The organism is Neobacillus sp. SAB-20_R2A, from assembly GCF_049568635.1.
In the GTDB taxonomy this organism is placed as follows: domain Bacteria; phylum Bacillota; class Bacilli; order Bacillales; family Cytobacillaceae; genus Neobacillus; species Neobacillus citreus.
The window spans coordinates 31,680-47,577 of the sequence record NZ_CP145895.1 but is presented as its reverse complement, the minus strand read 5'-3'; the positions used below and the strand labels follow the sequence as shown (position 1 = coordinate 47,577).

Annotated in this window: 14 protein-coding genes, 2 tRNA genes and 2 rRNA genes; 1 reads left to right on the top strand and 17 read right to left on the bottom strand. The window is 44.1% G+C overall.

What is annotated here, in order from left to right; all coding sequences use genetic code 11:
* Window positions 1–70: 70 nt before the first annotated feature.
* The 3 genes from V5M37_RS00240 to metG form a co-directional block, all read right to left on the bottom strand.
* Window positions 71–1,252 (bottom strand): ubiquitin-like domain-containing protein, encoded by a 1,182-nt coding sequence (locus V5M37_RS00240; protein ID WP_423800290.1) that lies wholly within the window; start codon window positions 1,250–1,252, stop codon window positions 71–73.
* Between the two features lie 237 nt (window positions 1,253–1,489).
* Window positions 1,490–2,257, bottom strand: coding sequence for a TatD family hydrolase (locus V5M37_RS00235; RefSeq protein WP_423800289.1), 768 nt, complete (start codon window positions 2,255–2,257; stop codon window positions 1,490–1,492).
* A 112-nt stretch (window positions 2,258–2,369) separates the two neighbouring features.
* Window positions 2,370–4,328: a methionine--tRNA ligase gene (gene metG, locus V5M37_RS00230; RefSeq protein WP_423800288.1), complete on the bottom strand. Its 1,959-nt coding sequence runs from the start codon at window positions 4,326–4,328 to the stop codon at window positions 2,370–2,372.
* A 485-nt stretch (window positions 4,329–4,813) separates the two neighbouring features.
* On the opposite strand from metG, the gene V5M37_RS00225 reads away from it, so the two are divergent.
* On the top strand, window positions 4,814–5,098 hold the full coding sequence (locus V5M37_RS00225) for an AbrB/MazE/SpoVT family DNA-binding domain-containing protein (protein ID WP_423800287.1): 285 nt from the start codon (window positions 4,814–4,816) through the stop codon (window positions 5,096–5,098).
* A gap of 74 nt (window positions 5,099–5,172) precedes the next feature.
* Here V5M37_RS00225 and rsmI read toward each other — a convergent pair whose 3' ends face one another.
* The 14 genes from rsmI to V5M37_RS00155 all read right to left on the bottom strand — a co-directional run bounded on the left by rsmI (window position 5,173) and on the right by V5M37_RS00155 (window position 15,832).
* Entirely contained in the window at window positions 5,173–6,051 is an 879-nt protein-coding gene (rsmI, locus tag V5M37_RS00220) for a 16S rRNA (cytidine(1402)-2'-O)-methyltransferase (protein ID WP_423802553.1), read from the bottom strand.
* The gene (locus V5M37_RS00215; protein ID WP_423800286.1) at window positions 6,023–6,316 is read right to left on the bottom strand and encodes a GIY-YIG nuclease family protein; all 294 of its coding nucleotides are present in this window, start codon (window positions 6,314–6,316) and stop codon (window positions 6,023–6,025) included. The genes rsmI and V5M37_RS00215 overlap by 29 nt, the downstream gene beginning before the upstream one ends.
* Entirely contained in the window at window positions 6,303–7,046 is a 744-nt protein-coding gene (locus tag V5M37_RS00210; RefSeq protein ID WP_213121157.1) for a tRNA1(Val) (adenine(37)-N6)-methyltransferase, read from the bottom strand. The genes V5M37_RS00215 and V5M37_RS00210 overlap by 14 nt, the downstream gene beginning before the upstream one ends.
* 61 nt (window positions 7,047–7,107) lie before the next feature.
* Window positions 7,108–7,482 carry a DNA replication initiation control protein YabA gene (yabA, locus tag V5M37_RS00205; protein ID WP_423800285.1) on the bottom strand — a complete coding sequence of 125 codons (375 nt, stop codon included), beginning with the start codon at window positions 7,480–7,482 and terminating at the stop codon, window positions 7,108–7,110.
* A 13-nt stretch (window positions 7,483–7,495) separates the two neighbouring features.
* Window positions 7,496–8,323, bottom strand: a complete 828-nt coding sequence (locus V5M37_RS00200; protein WP_423800284.1) for a PSP1 domain-containing protein — start codon at window positions 8,321–8,323, stop codon at window positions 7,496–7,498.
* 2 nt (window positions 8,324–8,325) lie between these two features.
* Entirely contained in the window at window positions 8,326–9,324 is a 999-nt protein-coding gene (gene holB, locus V5M37_RS00195; protein ID WP_423800283.1) for a DNA polymerase III subunit delta', read from the bottom strand.
* A gap of 30 nt (window positions 9,325–9,354) precedes the next feature.
* A complete protein-coding gene (locus tag V5M37_RS00190; protein WP_213121161.1) occupies window positions 9,355–9,684 on the bottom strand; it encodes a cyclic-di-AMP receptor in 330 nt (109 codons plus the stop codon).
* A 119-nt stretch (window positions 9,685–9,803) separates the two neighbouring features.
* On the bottom strand, window positions 9,804–10,439 hold the full coding sequence (gene tmk / locus V5M37_RS00185) for a dTMP kinase (RefSeq protein ID WP_423800282.1): 636 nt from the start codon (window positions 10,437–10,439) through the stop codon (window positions 9,804–9,806).
* A gap of 26 nt (window positions 10,440–10,465) precedes the next feature.
* Window positions 10,466–11,911, bottom strand: a complete 1,446-nt coding sequence (locus V5M37_RS00180) for an aminotransferase class I/II-fold pyridoxal phosphate-dependent enzyme (protein ID WP_423800281.1) — start codon at window positions 11,909–11,911, stop codon at window positions 10,466–10,468.
* Window positions 11,912–11,988: 77 nt separating this feature from the next.
* On the bottom strand, window positions 11,989–12,207 hold the full coding sequence (locus tag V5M37_RS00175; RefSeq protein WP_378588543.1) for a sigma factor G inhibitor Gin: 219 nt from the start codon (window positions 12,205–12,207) through the stop codon (window positions 11,989–11,991).
* A gap of 203 nt (window positions 12,208–12,410) precedes the next feature.
* Window positions 12,411–12,527 (bottom strand): 5S ribosomal RNA (rrf, locus tag V5M37_RS00170).
* 86 nt (window positions 12,528–12,613) lie between these two features.
* Window positions 12,614–15,548, bottom strand: a 23S ribosomal RNA gene (locus tag V5M37_RS00165).
* 110 nt (window positions 15,549–15,658) lie between these two features.
* Window positions 15,659–15,734, bottom strand: a tRNA-Ala gene (locus tag V5M37_RS00160).
* Window positions 15,735–15,755: 21 nt separating this feature from the next.
* A tRNA-Ile gene (locus tag V5M37_RS00155) sits at window positions 15,756–15,832 on the bottom strand.
* Window positions 15,833–15,898: the final 66 nt, after the last annotated feature.

Genomic DNA, 15,898 nt, shown 5'->3' with positions numbered 1-15,898 from the left:
TCGTTGTTAAGTATAAAGAAATTTTAAGAAAAAGTAAAAAAGCAGGGGTTTCCCCCTGCCGCAAAATGAATTACTGCATTATCGTAATTTTTACTTTTTTACGTCCCCATCGATATGCATCAGCTTTTGTGGGCATAAATACGTCAATTATATACCCTTTTATGGCCCCGCCAGTATCGGCAGCAACCGCATAGCCATAGCCTTCGACATAAACCTTCGTGCCAAGCGGAATGATATTTGGATCAACGGCAATTATTTTAGCGTCCGGATTAGAGCGCAAATTAAAACCAGTTGCAGTCCTTCCTGAACAGCCATTACAATAGGCTGTATACGCTGTAGACGACACATAAAGCTCTTTTCCTGCAGGTGCCTCACCGCGGGATACTTGAAGGGCTAAATCCTTCGTGCCGACAGCGACAACCCTATCCTGTTTTGCTGTAACCATCTGCTCATTGATTAACTTCCTTGATACCTCTTTACCATTTTCGATTAGGACTTCATATTGTTTCGAAACGAGCCCATTTTTTCCTTGAGAGATGGTCTGTTCTTTCCCTTTCTCAAGGCTGTCATCCCTCTTAGTAACCACGGCAAATTCAACAGGTTCTTCCACTACATCGGTGACTTTTTCTACACGAATGACGTTAACAACACCATTCTCTGCTATGGTTTCTGTTAATGGCGGTTCAACTCGGTCTAAATCATTTAGTTTAGTGCCCTGCTGCGTTAAAAAGTCAGCGACCGTAGTCGAAGTGGACCAGACTGATTGCTCTTTTCCGCCGTCAATGAAAGTCAGATGATAGGCCTCAGTGACGCCGATTTTCATCTTATTTTTGATTGCCGTTTGCGGTCCGGGTGAAACTTTATCATGCTCGTTTAAAACAATATGTTGTTCTTTCAAAGCCTCCGCTACAGTCTCGGCTGTAGTCCAAATCGTTTTCTTCTCGTTGTTCTTGACAATGGTAACCTGTTTCGCTTGCAGCCAGACGATATGTAGGTTTTCATTTACCTTCGTACTCGCCTTTGGATACAAGTAGTCTTGGGAGCGCATTGAAACATCCAGTTCATCCAATAATTCCTTAATGGTATCTGCATGCGTTTTGATGACCTTTTGTTCGCCATTAAGAGTAATTGCCACCGTTTTCTTTGATCCTTCATAAAAAAGAATTCCAAGAGTTGTAAGCAAAACTACGAAACTAGCAAAAGCAATGGTCAAATTCCTCGCACTCCAAGACCGGAAAAACAGGCTTTTCATGTTTTTGAATACGATGAAAAACGCCTCCTTTTCTTATGGAGATATAGTGAAACCATGCCGCCGGCTGTCAACCCTTGCATACCCTGAGAACATATTCCTAATTATGCACATAACTGGAAATTTTGCAAAGGAAAACTTATCGACACGGTTATCCTATGTTGAAAAGGAGACGTGTAGAACTTTTAGTTATCGGAAAAAATTTGGACAAGCTTCTTACAGTTTCGACAAATTCCCTTATCAGTTTATGGCGAAACATTTTTTAGCATTTTGTGTCGTTGCCTCAGCTACCTCTTCGTACGTTAATCCCTTAATTTCGGCAATTTGCTCGGCTACCAGTTTCACATAACTCGGTTCATTGCGTTTCCCCCGAAATGGATGCGGCGCCAAATATGGGCAGTCTGTTTCAATCAACAGCTTATCGATTGGAATCTCAGCGGCTACCTCTTTCGGTTTTTTGGCATTTTTAAAGGTAACAGGGCCGCCCAGCGAAATATAAAAGTTCATGTTCACACATTCCTTTGCAGTCTCCGCGCTGCCGCTAAAGCAATGCATAATTCCGCCTACCTCGGCCGCGCCTTCCTCTTTTAATATTTCAACGATATCTTGAGTTGCCTCACGATTGTGGATGACAATCGGCAGCTTCACTTTTTTAGCCAGCTGGATTTGCTTTCTGAACACCTCTTTTTGAATATCCTTAGGCGATTTGTCCCAATGATAATCCAAACCCATTTCGCCAATTGCGACTACTTTTGGATGTGCCGCTAACTCTTCAATCCATAATAAATCCTCATCCGTCATGTCGATCGCATCTACCGGATGCCAGCCGACACAGGCATAAATAAACTCATAGCCTTCGGCCAATTCCATCGCTCTGGTAATGGTCGGGCGGTCAAAACCAACAACCACCATATTTGTTACTCCTGCTTCCTGGGCCCTTGAAATTACCTCTTCAAGGTCCTCGTTAAACTGTTCGGCGTTTAAATGGGCGTGTGTGTCGAATAACATAAAATCCCCTTCTTTCCTTTTTCTCCAACATTTTACTCCTTTTCAGCTTAAACACGAAAAAAGGGAAATTTCCACGAAATTTGTTTCACGTGGAACATTTCCCCATTTATTTTTATTTTACCTTTGAGCCATTTGGCAGTGTTTGGTCCACTGTTGCCAGAGACAGCTGCCCGTCTTTGGAGCCAGCCAGGATCATTCCTTGTGATAATTCACCACGCAGCTTAACCGGTTTTAGGTTTGTGATGCAGATTACCTTACGTCCTACCAATTCTTCTGGTTTGTAGTACTGGGCAATTCCTGATACAACTTGGCGTTTTTCATAGCCTAAATCCAACTGAAGCTTTAATAATTTATCAGCCTTCTTAATAGGTTCTGCCTGGATAACCTCCGCTACACGCAGGTCAATTTTCATGAAATCATCAATGGCGATTTCTGCAAGTTCTTCAGGCTTCTCCTCTTTCTTTTCTTCTGCTGAAGGTGATGGAGCCGTTCCGCCTTGCATCTTAGTCTTGATAAATTCAACTTCCTCAGCGATTTCTAGTCTTGGGAACAATGGTGCGTCTTTTTCAACCTTTGTCCCACTTGGAATATTGCCGAATGTTTCAAGGCTTTCCCATGTTTTTAATGCTTCGTCGTTCATTCCTAACTGTTTAAAGACGCCATTCGGTGTCCGGGTTAAAAACGGCTGAAGAAAAATACCAATCCGGCGCAGCGATTCTGCTAAATGAACCATTACGCTCGCAAGCTCGTTTTTCTTTGCCTCATCCTTCGCTAACGCCCATGGCTGTGTTTCATCAATATATTTATTTGTTCTGCTGACTAGCTGCCAAACAGAGCTTAACGCGACAGAAAATTCCATTTTTTCCATCGCTTCTTCATACTTTGTGATGGTTTCCCGATTTGTTTGGAGCAAGGACTCATCGAATTCACCAACAGAACCGGCATAGTCAGGAATAACCCCATTAAAGTATTTTTCAATCATCGCCACGGTCCTGTTCAGGAGGTTTCCAAGGTCGTTCGCCAAATCAAAGTTGATTCTTTCGATAAACCCTTCCGGAGTGAAAACACCATCTGCTCCAAAAGGAACCTCACGTAACAGATAGTAGCGAAGCGCATCAAGGCCATAGCGGTCAATCAATGTCACTGGATCGACAACATTTCCCTTTGACTTCGACATTTTTCCATCCTTCATTAACAGCCAGCCATGGGCAAATACCTTCTTTGGCAGCGGAAGGTCGAGTGCCATCAGCATAATTGGCCAATAAATAGTGTGGAAACGGACAATTTCTTTACCGACTAAATGTACATCTGCCGGCCAGTATTTTAAGTAGTTAGCGTCGTTTTCTGTACCATACCCAAGTGCGGTAATATAATTGGAAAGCGCATCAATCCAAACATAGATGACATGCTTTGGATTGCCCGGCACCTTGATGCCCCAGTCAAAGGTTGTCCGAGATACGGCCAAATCCTCAAGTCCCGGCTTAATGAAGTTGTTGATCATTTCATTCTTGCGGGATTCCGGCTGGATAAATTCAGGATTCTCCTCATAATATTGCAGAAGTCTGTCCACATACTTGCTCATTCTGAAAAAGTACGATTCTTCCTTTACTTTTTCGACCGGGCGGCCGCAATCCGGGCAGTTCCCGTCAACAAGCTGGCGGTCAGTAAAAAAGGATTCACAAGGCGTACAGTACCAGCCTTCATATTGATCCAAATAAATATCGCCCTGCTCAAGCAGTCTGGCAAAGATTTTTTCGACAACCTGTTTATGCCGATCCTCTGTTGTCCGGATAAAATCATCATAGGAAATATCAAGCTTTTGCCAAAGCTCTTTAATTCCGCCAACAATTTCATCGACATAGGCCTGCGGGGTCACACCTAATTCTTGCGCTTTGCGCTGAATTTTTTGTCCGTGCTCATCAGTACCTGTTAGATATCTTACATCAAACCCGCGCAAGCGCTTATAACGGGCCATTGCATCCCCTGCAACCGTCGTATAGGCATGTCCAATATGTAAATTACCGCTTGGATAATAAATCGGTGTCGTAATATAAAAAGATTTTCCCGCCATTTGTATCACTCCTCTAGTAATAGACAATTAATCCCCATCTAAACATTATTGCCCTTTTTTATTGGTCTCTAACATCAAAATATACCGAAAATTACGTTTTTGTGCAAGAAACCGGCATTTCGATGAATTCCATTTTTTAAAAATTTTTTCCAAAACACACCCATAAAATCCCCACAAACTACGAAACTTATTTTTGAAATAAGATAGGATTTTGTAGAATTTTGTCGAATTGTCGAATTTATGTCCAATGACTAATATTAGTTATCTATAATGTTAATGATAGTAATTATTGAATAGAAATTCAAAAATTCCTTATTAAATCAACCTTTTGCGAATGGGTAAAAATTCCTTATTATTTTTCAAAATTAAATAATTGACGAATTTGGGAAACGCTGGTATTATGAATATATGAAATTTTTGTCGAATAATGACGAATTATAAAAGAGAAAAAATAATTGTTTAATAGTGAGAGGAGATTAAAAAAAATGAAATCTACTGGTATCGTTCGTAAGGTTGATGAATTAGGCCGCGTGGTTATTCCGATCGAATTAAGACGTACACTTGGAATTGCTGAAAAGGATGCTCTTGAAATCTATGTTGATGATGACCGCATTATTTTAAAGAAATACAAGCCAAATATGACTTGCCAAATCACTGGTGAGGTTTCTGATGATAATCTTGCTCTTGCAGGCGGAAAGTTAATCCTAAGCCGCGAAGGTGCAGAGCAGTTAATCAAGGAAATCCAAAGCAACTTTGAATTAGTAAAATAAGAAGACTTCCTTGCCAAAGGTAATCTCTTCTTTTATAAATAGACCAAGAGGCTGACATTTTTGTCAGCCTCTTTTTATGGTTCGATATGATATGCCTGGTAAACTTCCCGTTTATGTAATCCCCTGTCCTTCGCCGTTTGTTTAATGGCGTCTTTAGAGGACATATCTTTGTCAGTTATGTAGTGCCCGACATGCTCTTCAATCGTTAACTGCTCCCACCAAGCGGCCTCTTCGGGCTCCGGTATTTCGCTGGTTCCTTCAACGATGACGCAGAATTCCCCACGGATTTCCTCTTCATTAGCCCATTGTAGGGCCTCTTCGAGATTCCCCCTGATAAATTCCTCAAACTTTTTTGTCAGCTCCCGGCAAAGGGCGACCTTACGGCTGCCAAGGACTTCAAGCATGAGGGCTAACGTTTCCTTCAGCCTGTGCGGGGCTTCATAAAATATGATGGTAGCCGTTTGTCGCTTTAGTCCTTCTAATTGCTCCCGTTTTTCCTTTTTGCCGCGGGGCAGAAACCCATAAAAATAGAAAGGCTGGCAGACAAGGCCGGAGGCAATTAACGAAGTGATTCCCGCATTTGCTCCCGGCAGCGGAACGACCGTCAGCATTTCGGCTGTGGCTTGCACGACAAGCTCGTAGCCAGGGTCAGAAATGGCAGGTGTACCAGCATCACTCACTAAGGCAATTTTGGCGCCATCATTTAACCTTTGAATCAGCTTTTCCCCGCTCGTTTCTTTGTTATGTTCATGGTAGCTTACCACCGGGGTGTCAATTTCAAAGTAATTCAACAGTTTTTTTGTATTTCTTGTATCCTCAGCGGCAATCAGGTCTGCCTCTTTTAATATCCGTACCGCACGAAAGCTCATATCCTCCAGATTTCCAATCGGGGTTGGAACCAAATAGAGAATTCCCTTATGCTCCTCATTCGCAAAGCTCTTTTGCTGCCACATCATCATCACCTATCTCTCTCACTAAAAAATCCAACTTTTGTTTCCGTGTCAGCTTTTTAAAATGGTATTCCGCTCTTAGGGCATCACCCTTATTTTTAAATCCCTTATAATACGTCAGTTTAACCGGGCCGCGGCCCCTTGTATACTTGGCCCCTTTTCCATCATTGTGAAGCTGAATCCTGCGTTCTAGATTATTGGTATAACCCCCATAGAAACTGCCATCCCTGCAGGTCAGCACATAAAAATAATGCTCATTTTTCTCCATATAAAATCTCTCTTATTTCTGGGGTATATTCATCGTTATCTTGATAAACGATCAGCGGTGGAAGAATTTTCAGATCAGGACTTCCATCCTTAATGGCTTCGACTAATATCGTATTCGCTTCCTTCCCCATCTTTGGGTAAACAAATTGGATCCGCTTTGGCTCCAGCCTATATTGACGCATAAACGTTACGATATCCAATAGTCGCCCCGGACGGTGTACGAATGCCACTTTCCCACCTTGCCTGACAAGGTCGCTGGATGCCTTTATAGCATCCTCAAGCGTACAGAGAATTTCATGACGGGCGATCGCCAAATGTTCATTTGGGTTAATTTCTCCCTTTGATGGTGTCGTAAAATAAGGAGGATTGCAGGTAACCACATCAAATTTGCCGTATCCCAATTTTTTCGGCATATCCTTAATATCCCCAAGAATCATCTCCAGCCTATTTTCAAGACCATTATATTCAATACTCCTGACCGCCATATCGTAAAGGCGTTCCTGAATCTCCACCCCTGTAATTTTACCCTTAGTCCTGGCACTTAAAAACAGCGGAATAACCCCGTTGCCACTGCAAAGGTCGATAAGGTTTCCTTTTTGGATGGGGACATAAACAAACCTTGCCAAAAGGACTGCATCCAGTGAAAATGCAAATACAGATGGACTTTGAATAATCCTTAAGTTCTCGGCCAGCAAATAATCTAAGCGTTCATCATCCTTCAAGTTAATCATGTTCATTCATTCCTTATCAAAGTATGAAAATAGAGGCTGATGAAAGGTCAGCCTCTTAACGTTATTTCTTATTTAGAAAAGATAGACAGAATAAACAGTCGCCTTCCTTGCGCAAACTGCCAAAATGAAGATTGCAGATATGAAATCCCTCTTGATAAAGGCGGGCTAGATTATCATAGCCTTCTCCGACATCAAATGGCTTTACATTGGGAGATGGCGTTTGTGCCGCCTCCTCTGCTTTTTTGCTGCTATCCTTCTTTTCAGCTTCCGTGGTTACATCTAAACGGCGTCTTAAATGCTCATTTTCAAGCTTTAAACAATGATTTTCTTCTAGTATTTCAGCTAAGTGCTCCTTTAATTCCCCGAGCTGCTGGTAAAGATGGCCAATTTGTGTTTCCATATTACTTACTGATTCAAATATCTCTTTTTTATCCACGCCTTCCACCTCATTAATCTGTGGATTGTATCGAAAAGGCACCTTCTTTAATGATTTCATCTAGCGTATATTCCAGAACCCGCTCTTGTTCTGTCAATTCCACCTGAAGAACCCGCTCTAAAATATTCAAACCTACCACTTTTCCCCTGCCATTAGGAGTTTCAATGACTTCTCCCAAATCCGGCAGCTGTTCTTTAGCAGATTCGTATTCATCATTTTCATATTTTAAGCAGCACATAAGCCGGCCGCATAAACCTGAAATTTTGGTAGGATTTAAAGATAAATTTTGATCCTTTGCCATTTTAATCGACACAGGGTCAAAATCCCCTAAGAAAGTGGAACAGCACAGCATTCTTCCACACGGGCCGATCCCGCCAAGCATCTTGGCTTCATCGCGGACCCCAATTTGGCGCAATTCAATCCGTGTCCGAAAGATGGCTGCCAAATCCTTTACAAGCTCACGGAAATCAACTCGTCCATCCGCTGTAAAATAGAAAATAATTTTATTGCGATCAAATGTATATTCAACATCCACCAGCTTCATATCCAGTTGATGTTCAGTTACTTTTTCATTACAAACCTCATAGGCTTCCTGGGCCGCCTGCTTATTTTCCTCGACAATCATCCGATCCTTCTGGTCCGCAATTCTAACAACCTTTTTTAACGGAAGGACCACATCATGTTCCTCAACCCGCTTCCGGGCTATCACAGCCCTTCCATATTCCACCCCGCGGACGGTTTCGACAATGACAAAGTCATCTTTTTGAATTGGGAGGTCTCCAGGATCAAAATAATAGATTTTCCCCGCTTTTTTAAAGCGTACTCCTACAACATCATACAAATTCAAGATCCCTCCTGCAATTTAAGCACAAGCTGTTCCATCATCAGCTGAGGATTCATGTTCGCAGCAAGCTTTCTCTTCGCTTCGAGAATAGCTGACATTTGAGCCGTTAAGCGCCGCCTTGATGTTCTTAGAGCAAACTGCCGCATGCGTTCCAAATCATTTTGAAAAACAATTTGCTCCTGCTTATCTAATTGTATATATAATAAATCTTTAAAAATAAGAAGTAATAAGTCTAACCCACGTTGAATTTGTTCCTTCTCTTTAAAGTGCAAGAACCAATCGGTCTGAAGCGTGACCATCGCTTCGAGCGGATTTTTTTCTAACACCTCATATAATTTTACCACTATTTTTTGGGCTTGTGCAAACCATTCATCGACATTTAATTCTAGCGCCTCATCCAGACTATTAGTCAACTGTGCAAGTAGTGGGGCTTTTTGCGGTGTTACACCATTTTCAACCAACTGACTTACCATTTTTTGCGGCGATAGCGGTTGGAAGGTTAAAGCCTGGCATCTTGAGAGAATCGTCGGAAGGATTTTCTGAGGCTGTTCGGTTAGTAATAATGCTGCCGTTTCGGCATTTGGTTCCTCGAGAAATTTAAGGAGGCTATTGGCAGCACTTACGCTCATCTTATCAGCATGAACTAGCATATAAACCTTTTTTAAGGATTCTACTCCTTTTTTGGAAAACTCCGACTGGAGGTTTCTGATTTGTTCTACCTTAATAGATTGACCGTCCGGTTCGATAATGTGCACATCTGGGTGATTCCCGCTATTGATACGCCGGCAGCTGCTGCAGTCCTCACAAGGTTTATACCCATCAATTAATGATTCACAAAAAAGAGCCCTGGTTAGAAGTTCGGCGATTTCCTTTTTCCCCGTTCCTCTCATGCCCTCAAAAAGGTAAGCGTGAGCCACCCGATTTTTTAACAAGCTATTTTTTAACATGCGGAGGACCGCCGGCTGCAGCTCCTCCAGTTGATCCCAGGTTTTCACCAAGATTATCACTCACTAACTAAAGAATAGGATTTAAAAATGTAAAAACTGCTCAATCGGCAGCACGAAAACCGTTGCGCCGCCAACCTCGACTTCTACTGGATAAGGGACATATGAGTCGGCATTGCCGCCCATTGGCGAAACAGGTGACACTAGCTGGTCGCGGGCACGGCAGTTATCCTTAATAATCTGCAGAGCCCGGTCAACGCGAATATCTTCAGTACCGATTATGAAAGTGGTGTTTCCTGATTTTAAAAACCCGCCAGTGCTCGCCAGCTTTGTTGCTCTAAAATTATTTTCCACCAACGCCTTTGACAAACGATTGCTGTCCTGGTCTTGAACTACCGCAATAATAAGTTTCATAGTAAATCCGCCCTCTCCTTTAGAATTTCCGGCATTACTTATCCTTTATTATAACAGTTTCTTTGGGGACTTACATTCGCAATAAATTAGGAAGGTTTTCCTCGCTAGCAAAAAAAGCCTTATCGCGAAGGCTTTTTTTCTGTTAGCTTTGATTTGATTATGTCGAGTGTTTGTTGAAAAACATCCTCGATTGTTCCTGAGGCATCAAGTTTGATAATCCGGCCGGGGAATCGGTCTAAAAGGATATGATAGCCTTCTCTCACCTTTTGGTGAAACACCAGGTCTTCCAAATCCAAGCGGTTAACTTCTCTGCCTTTATTCTTATTAATTCGCTCCAGCCCAGCTTCCGGCTCAATATCAAAGTAAATCGTCAAATCCGGCATCATCTTCTCAATTGCAAATTGGTTAATCGTCCATACCTCTTCAATTCCTAATCCCCGGGCGTATCCTTGATAAGCCAGGGAGCTGTCAACGAAGCGGTCGCACAAGACAACTTTTTCCTCTTCTAAGGCAGGCATTACTTTTTCAATTAAATGCTGTCTTCTTGCGGCAGCATAGAGCAACGCCTCCGTCCGCGGGTCCATGGCCGTATTTTCTTTTGCCAAAATGACGCGGCGGATTTGTTCCGCAATATCAATGCCGCCAGGTTCCCTTGTAACCATTGCCATTGGCAGCTGCTCAGCAACCATATTGAGGATTGTAGTTTTGCCTGCCCCATCCGGGCCCTCGAATGTAATAAACGTTCCGTTCGTCATCTATGAAACCTCCAAAACTGTATATCTTAAGTTGTCCAAAAAACCTTCAGCATATTTTTTCTTAATAAGGAACCACCTTGAAACCTTGCCCCCGTTTTCATCAGCTTATGTAAGCGGCTTAGCTTTTCAGCAGTGATTCGCTCTCCTTTTAACAAAAGCGGAATCCCAGGAGGATAAGGAATAATTGTTTCCGCACAAACCTTGTCCTCTGCTTCAGAAATAGAAATTTCCAACTCCTCATAATCGCCCATCTTTTTGAAAGGAATAGCTAATTCAGAAATTCGATTAATACTTAATTGAATTTCTTCCTTTTCCTCGTCACAATCACAAAAAATACCTTTTAGAGCCTCTTTTATTTTTGCAGCCGTTTCCCTAAAGGGATACTTTTGTTCATCCTTCAGTAGTGGAAGAATGAACAGGAGATTATTTGGATCTGCTAATTCTGTATATATGGAGTATTTCTCCAGCCTTTGCTGCAGCTCGAAGCCACTTAATTTGCTTCGTGACTGAAGCGTGATTTTTAATAAATCCCCTTGCTGATTTGGATAGTCTAATATCTTTATCGCGGAAACATCAGCCAAATCCCTTTTAAATAAGGAGATCTCGCTTTGTAAAAATTCTAAATCCCTCTGCTCATAGGCTGCTAGATAGCCTCTAGCCAAATCCAGCGATGCCATGATCGGATAAGACGGGCTGCTGGACTGAAACATTTCCAAGTAACCCTTGACTTTTTTATTGTCAAGAAGACAGCTATTAAAATGCAAAAAGGACCCCATCGTCATGGCCGGGAGTGTCTTATGCGCTGATTGCACAACAATATCCGCACCAAGTTGAACAGCTGATGCTGGGAAAGGTTTTCCGAGGATAAAATGGGGCCCGTGTGCCTCATCCACTAGGACTGGGATGTTATTCCCGTGCGCCTCCTGAATAATCCCTTGCAAATCATAGACCACCCCGTAATAGTTTGGGTATGTCAATATAAGGGCTTTTGCATTCGGATACCGGGTGATGGCTTCTTTAACAGTCTCTACTGATATTCCAGAGGGAACCATCCAATCTTGGTCATATTCCGGCTCCAGAAATATGGGTCTTGCCTTGGCCAGCTGTATAGCATTCAGGACCGATTTATGGCTATTCCTTTGTACCAGGACCGTATCGTCCTCCGAGCACGCCGTTAAAATCATGGCAATATTTCCGACAGTGGAGCCATTTACAAGAAAGTAGCTTTTCTTTGCTTGATAAAGCTGCGTTAAAAGGTCTTCTGCTTCTAAAATTGCTCCTTCAGGAGAATGCAAGTCATCTAATCCAGTTAACTCAGTTGCATCTAGCTTTAGAATTTGTTTAAAATGCTCCTGCGCATTCGCATCAAAAATAAGACCATATTTATGTCCAGGAACATGAAAGGAAACTGGTTTCTTGAATTCATGCTTTATTAACGCATCATATAAAGGTGTTTTCATCTGTTTAAACATTTCCTTACATCCTTGTTAAGATTCTAACCTATTGTCTCGTTTTAGGGAAAAAAAATAAAGCCCCAATCAGGACTTTGTTATGAAAATATTTCGGGCGTTGTAATTTTTCTAAGCTGTTTCAGATAATGTTTATATTTTGGATCGCTCGTGTCTGTTTGAATTAAATCATTTTCACATTCTGTGCAAATAAAAGAAGTGTATAGATGTATGCCTTTCGCTTTAAGATTCTCACAAATAACGCATGTTTCCCCCAAATGGTTATGTGCTAAGTTTGAACTCAATCGCTCCACCTCCATACACCCATTCTGCCCGATAACAAAAATTTGTATACAATTTTTTGAATTTTCGTATCCGCAATAATAATATATGTCGCCATTCACAATTGGGTGTATGTCTAATGTCGATTTTTTATTGATGCATGGGGACGGTTCTCGTGCATCACTCACGCTTCACTTTCTAAACAAAAAAAGACAACCTGAAAATGGTTGTCTTTTTATTTGCCCGGCAGCGTCCTACTCTCACAGGGACTTGCGTCCCAACTACCATCGGCGCTGAGAAGCTTAACTTCCGTGTTCGGGATGGGAACGGGTGTGACCTTCTCGCCATTGCTACCGGACCTATTGAATTAGAGGTTTCATTCCCTCAAAACTAGATAACGCAGAAGAAGTTTAGTAAAAACGAGTTCACCTTACTTAATATGACTTGGTTAAGTCCTCGATCGATTAGTATCAGTCAGCTCCACACGTCACCGCGCTTCCACCTCTGACCTATCAACCTGATCATCTTTCAGGGATCTTACTAGCTTGACGCTATGGGAAATCTCATCTCGAGGGGGGCTTCATGCTTAGATGCTTTCAGCACTTATCCCGTCCGCACATAGCTACCCAGCGATGCCTTTGGCAAGACAACTGGTACACCAGCGGTGCGTCCATCCCGGTCCTCTCGTACTAAGGACAGCTCCTCTCAAATTTCCTGCGCCCACGACGGATAGGGACCGAACTGTCTCACGACGTTCTGAACCCAGCTCGCGTACCGCTTTAATGGGCGAACAGCCCAACCCTTGGGACCGACTACAGCCCCAGGATGCGATGAGCCGACATCGAGGTGCCAAACCTCCCCGTCGATGTGGACTCTTGGGGGAGATAAGCCTGTTATCCCCAGGGTAGCTTTTATCCGTTGAGCGATGGCCCTTCCATGCGGAACCACCGGATCACTAAGCCCGACTTTCGTCCCTGCTCGACTTGTAGGTCTCGCAGTCAAGCTCCCTTGTGCCTTTACACTCTGCGAATGATTTCCAACCATTCTGAGGGAACCTTTGGGCGCCTCCGTTACACTTTAGGAGGCGACCGCCCCAGTCAAACTGCCCACCTGACACTGTCTCCCACCCCGATGAGGGGTGCGGGTTAGAATTTCAATACAGCCAGGGTAGTATCCCACCGACGCCTCCACCGAAGCTGGCGCTCCGGCTTCTCAGGCTCCTACCTATCCTGTACAAGCTGTACCAAAATTCAATATCAGGCTACAGTAAAGCTCCATGGGGTCTTTCCGTCCTGTCGCGGGTAACCTGCATCTTCACAGGTACTATAATTTCACCGAGTCTCTCGTTGAGACAGTGCCCAGATCGTTACGCCTTTCGTGCGGGTCGGAACTTACCCGACAAGGAATTTCGCTACCTTAGGACCGTTATAGTTACGGCCGCCGTTTACTGGGGCTTCGATTCAGAGCTTCGCTTGCGCTAACCCCTCCTCTTAACCTTCCAGCACCGGGCAGGCGTCAGCCCCTATACTTCGCCTTGCGGCTTTGCAGAGACCTGTGTTTTTGCTAAACAGTCGCCTGGGCCTATTCACTGCGGCTCTTCGGGGCTATTCACCCCAAAAAGCACCCCTTCTCCCGAAGTTACGGGGTCATTTTGCCGAGTTCCTTAACGAGAGTTCTCTCGCTCACCTTAGGATTCTCTCCTCGCCTACCTGTGTCGGTTTGCGGTACGGGCACCTTTTATCTCGCTAGAGGCTTTTCTTGGCAGTGTGGAATCAGGAACTTCGGTACTATAATTCCCTCGGCATCACAGCTCAGCCTTAAGGTGAACGGATTTTCCTATTCACCAGCCTAACTGCTTGCACGCACATATCCAGCAGTGCGCTTACCCTATCCTCCTGCGTCCCCCCATCACTCAAACGATAAAGAGGTGGTACAGGAATATCAACCTGTTGTCCATCGCCTACGCCTTTCGGCCTCGGCTTAGGTCCCGACTAACCCTGAGCGGACGAGCCTTCCTCAGGAAACCTTAGGCATACGGTGGATGAGATTCTCACTCATCTTTCGCTACTCATACCGGCATTCTCACTTCTAAGCGCTCCACCAGTCCTTACGGTCTAGCTTCAACGCCCTTAGAACGCTCTCCTACCGCGGACACCACAAGGTGTCCACCCACAGCTTCGGTGATACGTTTAGCCCCGGTACATTTTCGGCGCAGAGTCACTCGACCAGTGAGCTATTACGCACTCTTTAAATGGTGGCTGCTTCTAAGCCAACATCCTGGTTGTCTAAGCAACTCCACATCCTTTTCCACTTAACGTATACTTTGGGACCTTAGCTGGTGGTCTGGGCTGTTTCCCTTTTGACTACGGATCTTATCACTCGCAGTCTGACTCCCACGGATAAGTCATTGGCATTCGGAGTTTGTCTGAATTCGGTAACCCGATGAGGGCCCCTAGTCCAAACAGTGCTCTACCTCCAAGACTCTAACTACGTGAGGCTAGCCCTAAAGCTATTTCGGAGAGAACCAGCTATCTCCAAGTTCGATTGGAATTTCTCCGCTACCCACACCTCATCCCCGCACTTTTCAACGTGCGTGGGTTCGGGCCTCCATCCAGTGTTACCTGGACTTCACCCTGGACATGGGTAGATCACCTGGTTTCGGGTCTACGACTACATACTAATTCGCCCTATTCAGACTCGCTTTCGCTGCGGCTCCGTCTCTTCAACTTAACCTCGCATGCAATCGTAACTCGCCGGTTCATTCTACAAAAGGCACGCCATCACCCATGAACGGGCTCTGACTACTTGTAGGCACACGGTTTCAGGATCTCTTTCACTCCCCTTCCGGGGTGCTTTTCACCTTTCCCTCACGGTACTGGTTCACTATCGGTCACTAGGGAGTATTTAGCCTTGGGAGATGGTCCTCCCTGCTTCCGACCGGATTTCACGTGTCCGGCCGTACTCAGGATCCACTCAGGAGGGAACGAAGTTTCAACTACAGGGCTTTTACCTTCTATGGCCGGCCTTTCCAGACCGCTTCATCTACCCCGTTCCTTTGTAACTCCATGTTGAGTGTCCTACAACCCCGAAAGGCAAGCCTTTCGGTTTGGGCTGTTCCCGTTTCGCTCGCCGCTACTCAGGGAATCGCGTTTGCTTTCTCTTCCTCCGGGTACTTAGATGTTTCAGTTCCCCGGGTCTGCCTTCAATACCCTATGTATTCAGGTAAAGATACTGCTCCATTACGAACAGTGGGTTTCCCCATTCGGAAATCTCCGGATCGGCGCTTACTTACAGCTCCCCGAAGCATATCGGTGTTAGTCCCGTCCTTCATCGGCTCCTAGTGCCAAGGCATTCACCGTGCGCCCTTTCTAACTTAACCTAAAAGGTTTTTACTCTTAAAAATAAGAGAGAAAAACTAAAATGGCGATTACTCGGTTCTTACTTGGTTACTTCTTCTTTTACGATTATCTAGTTTTCAAAGAACGATATTGGTGGAGGATAGCGGGATCGAACCGCTGACCTCCTGCGTGCAAAGCAGGCGCTCTCCCAGCTGAGCTAATCCCCCAATATTCACTGTAAAATTAAATGGTGGGCCTAAATGGACTCGAACCATCGACCTCACGCTTATCAGGCGTGCGCTCTAACCAGCTGAGCTATAGGCCCACAAAACATATTCAAAGAGAATTAACCTCTCAAAACTAAACAAACAAAAAACAGTCAACCTTATTA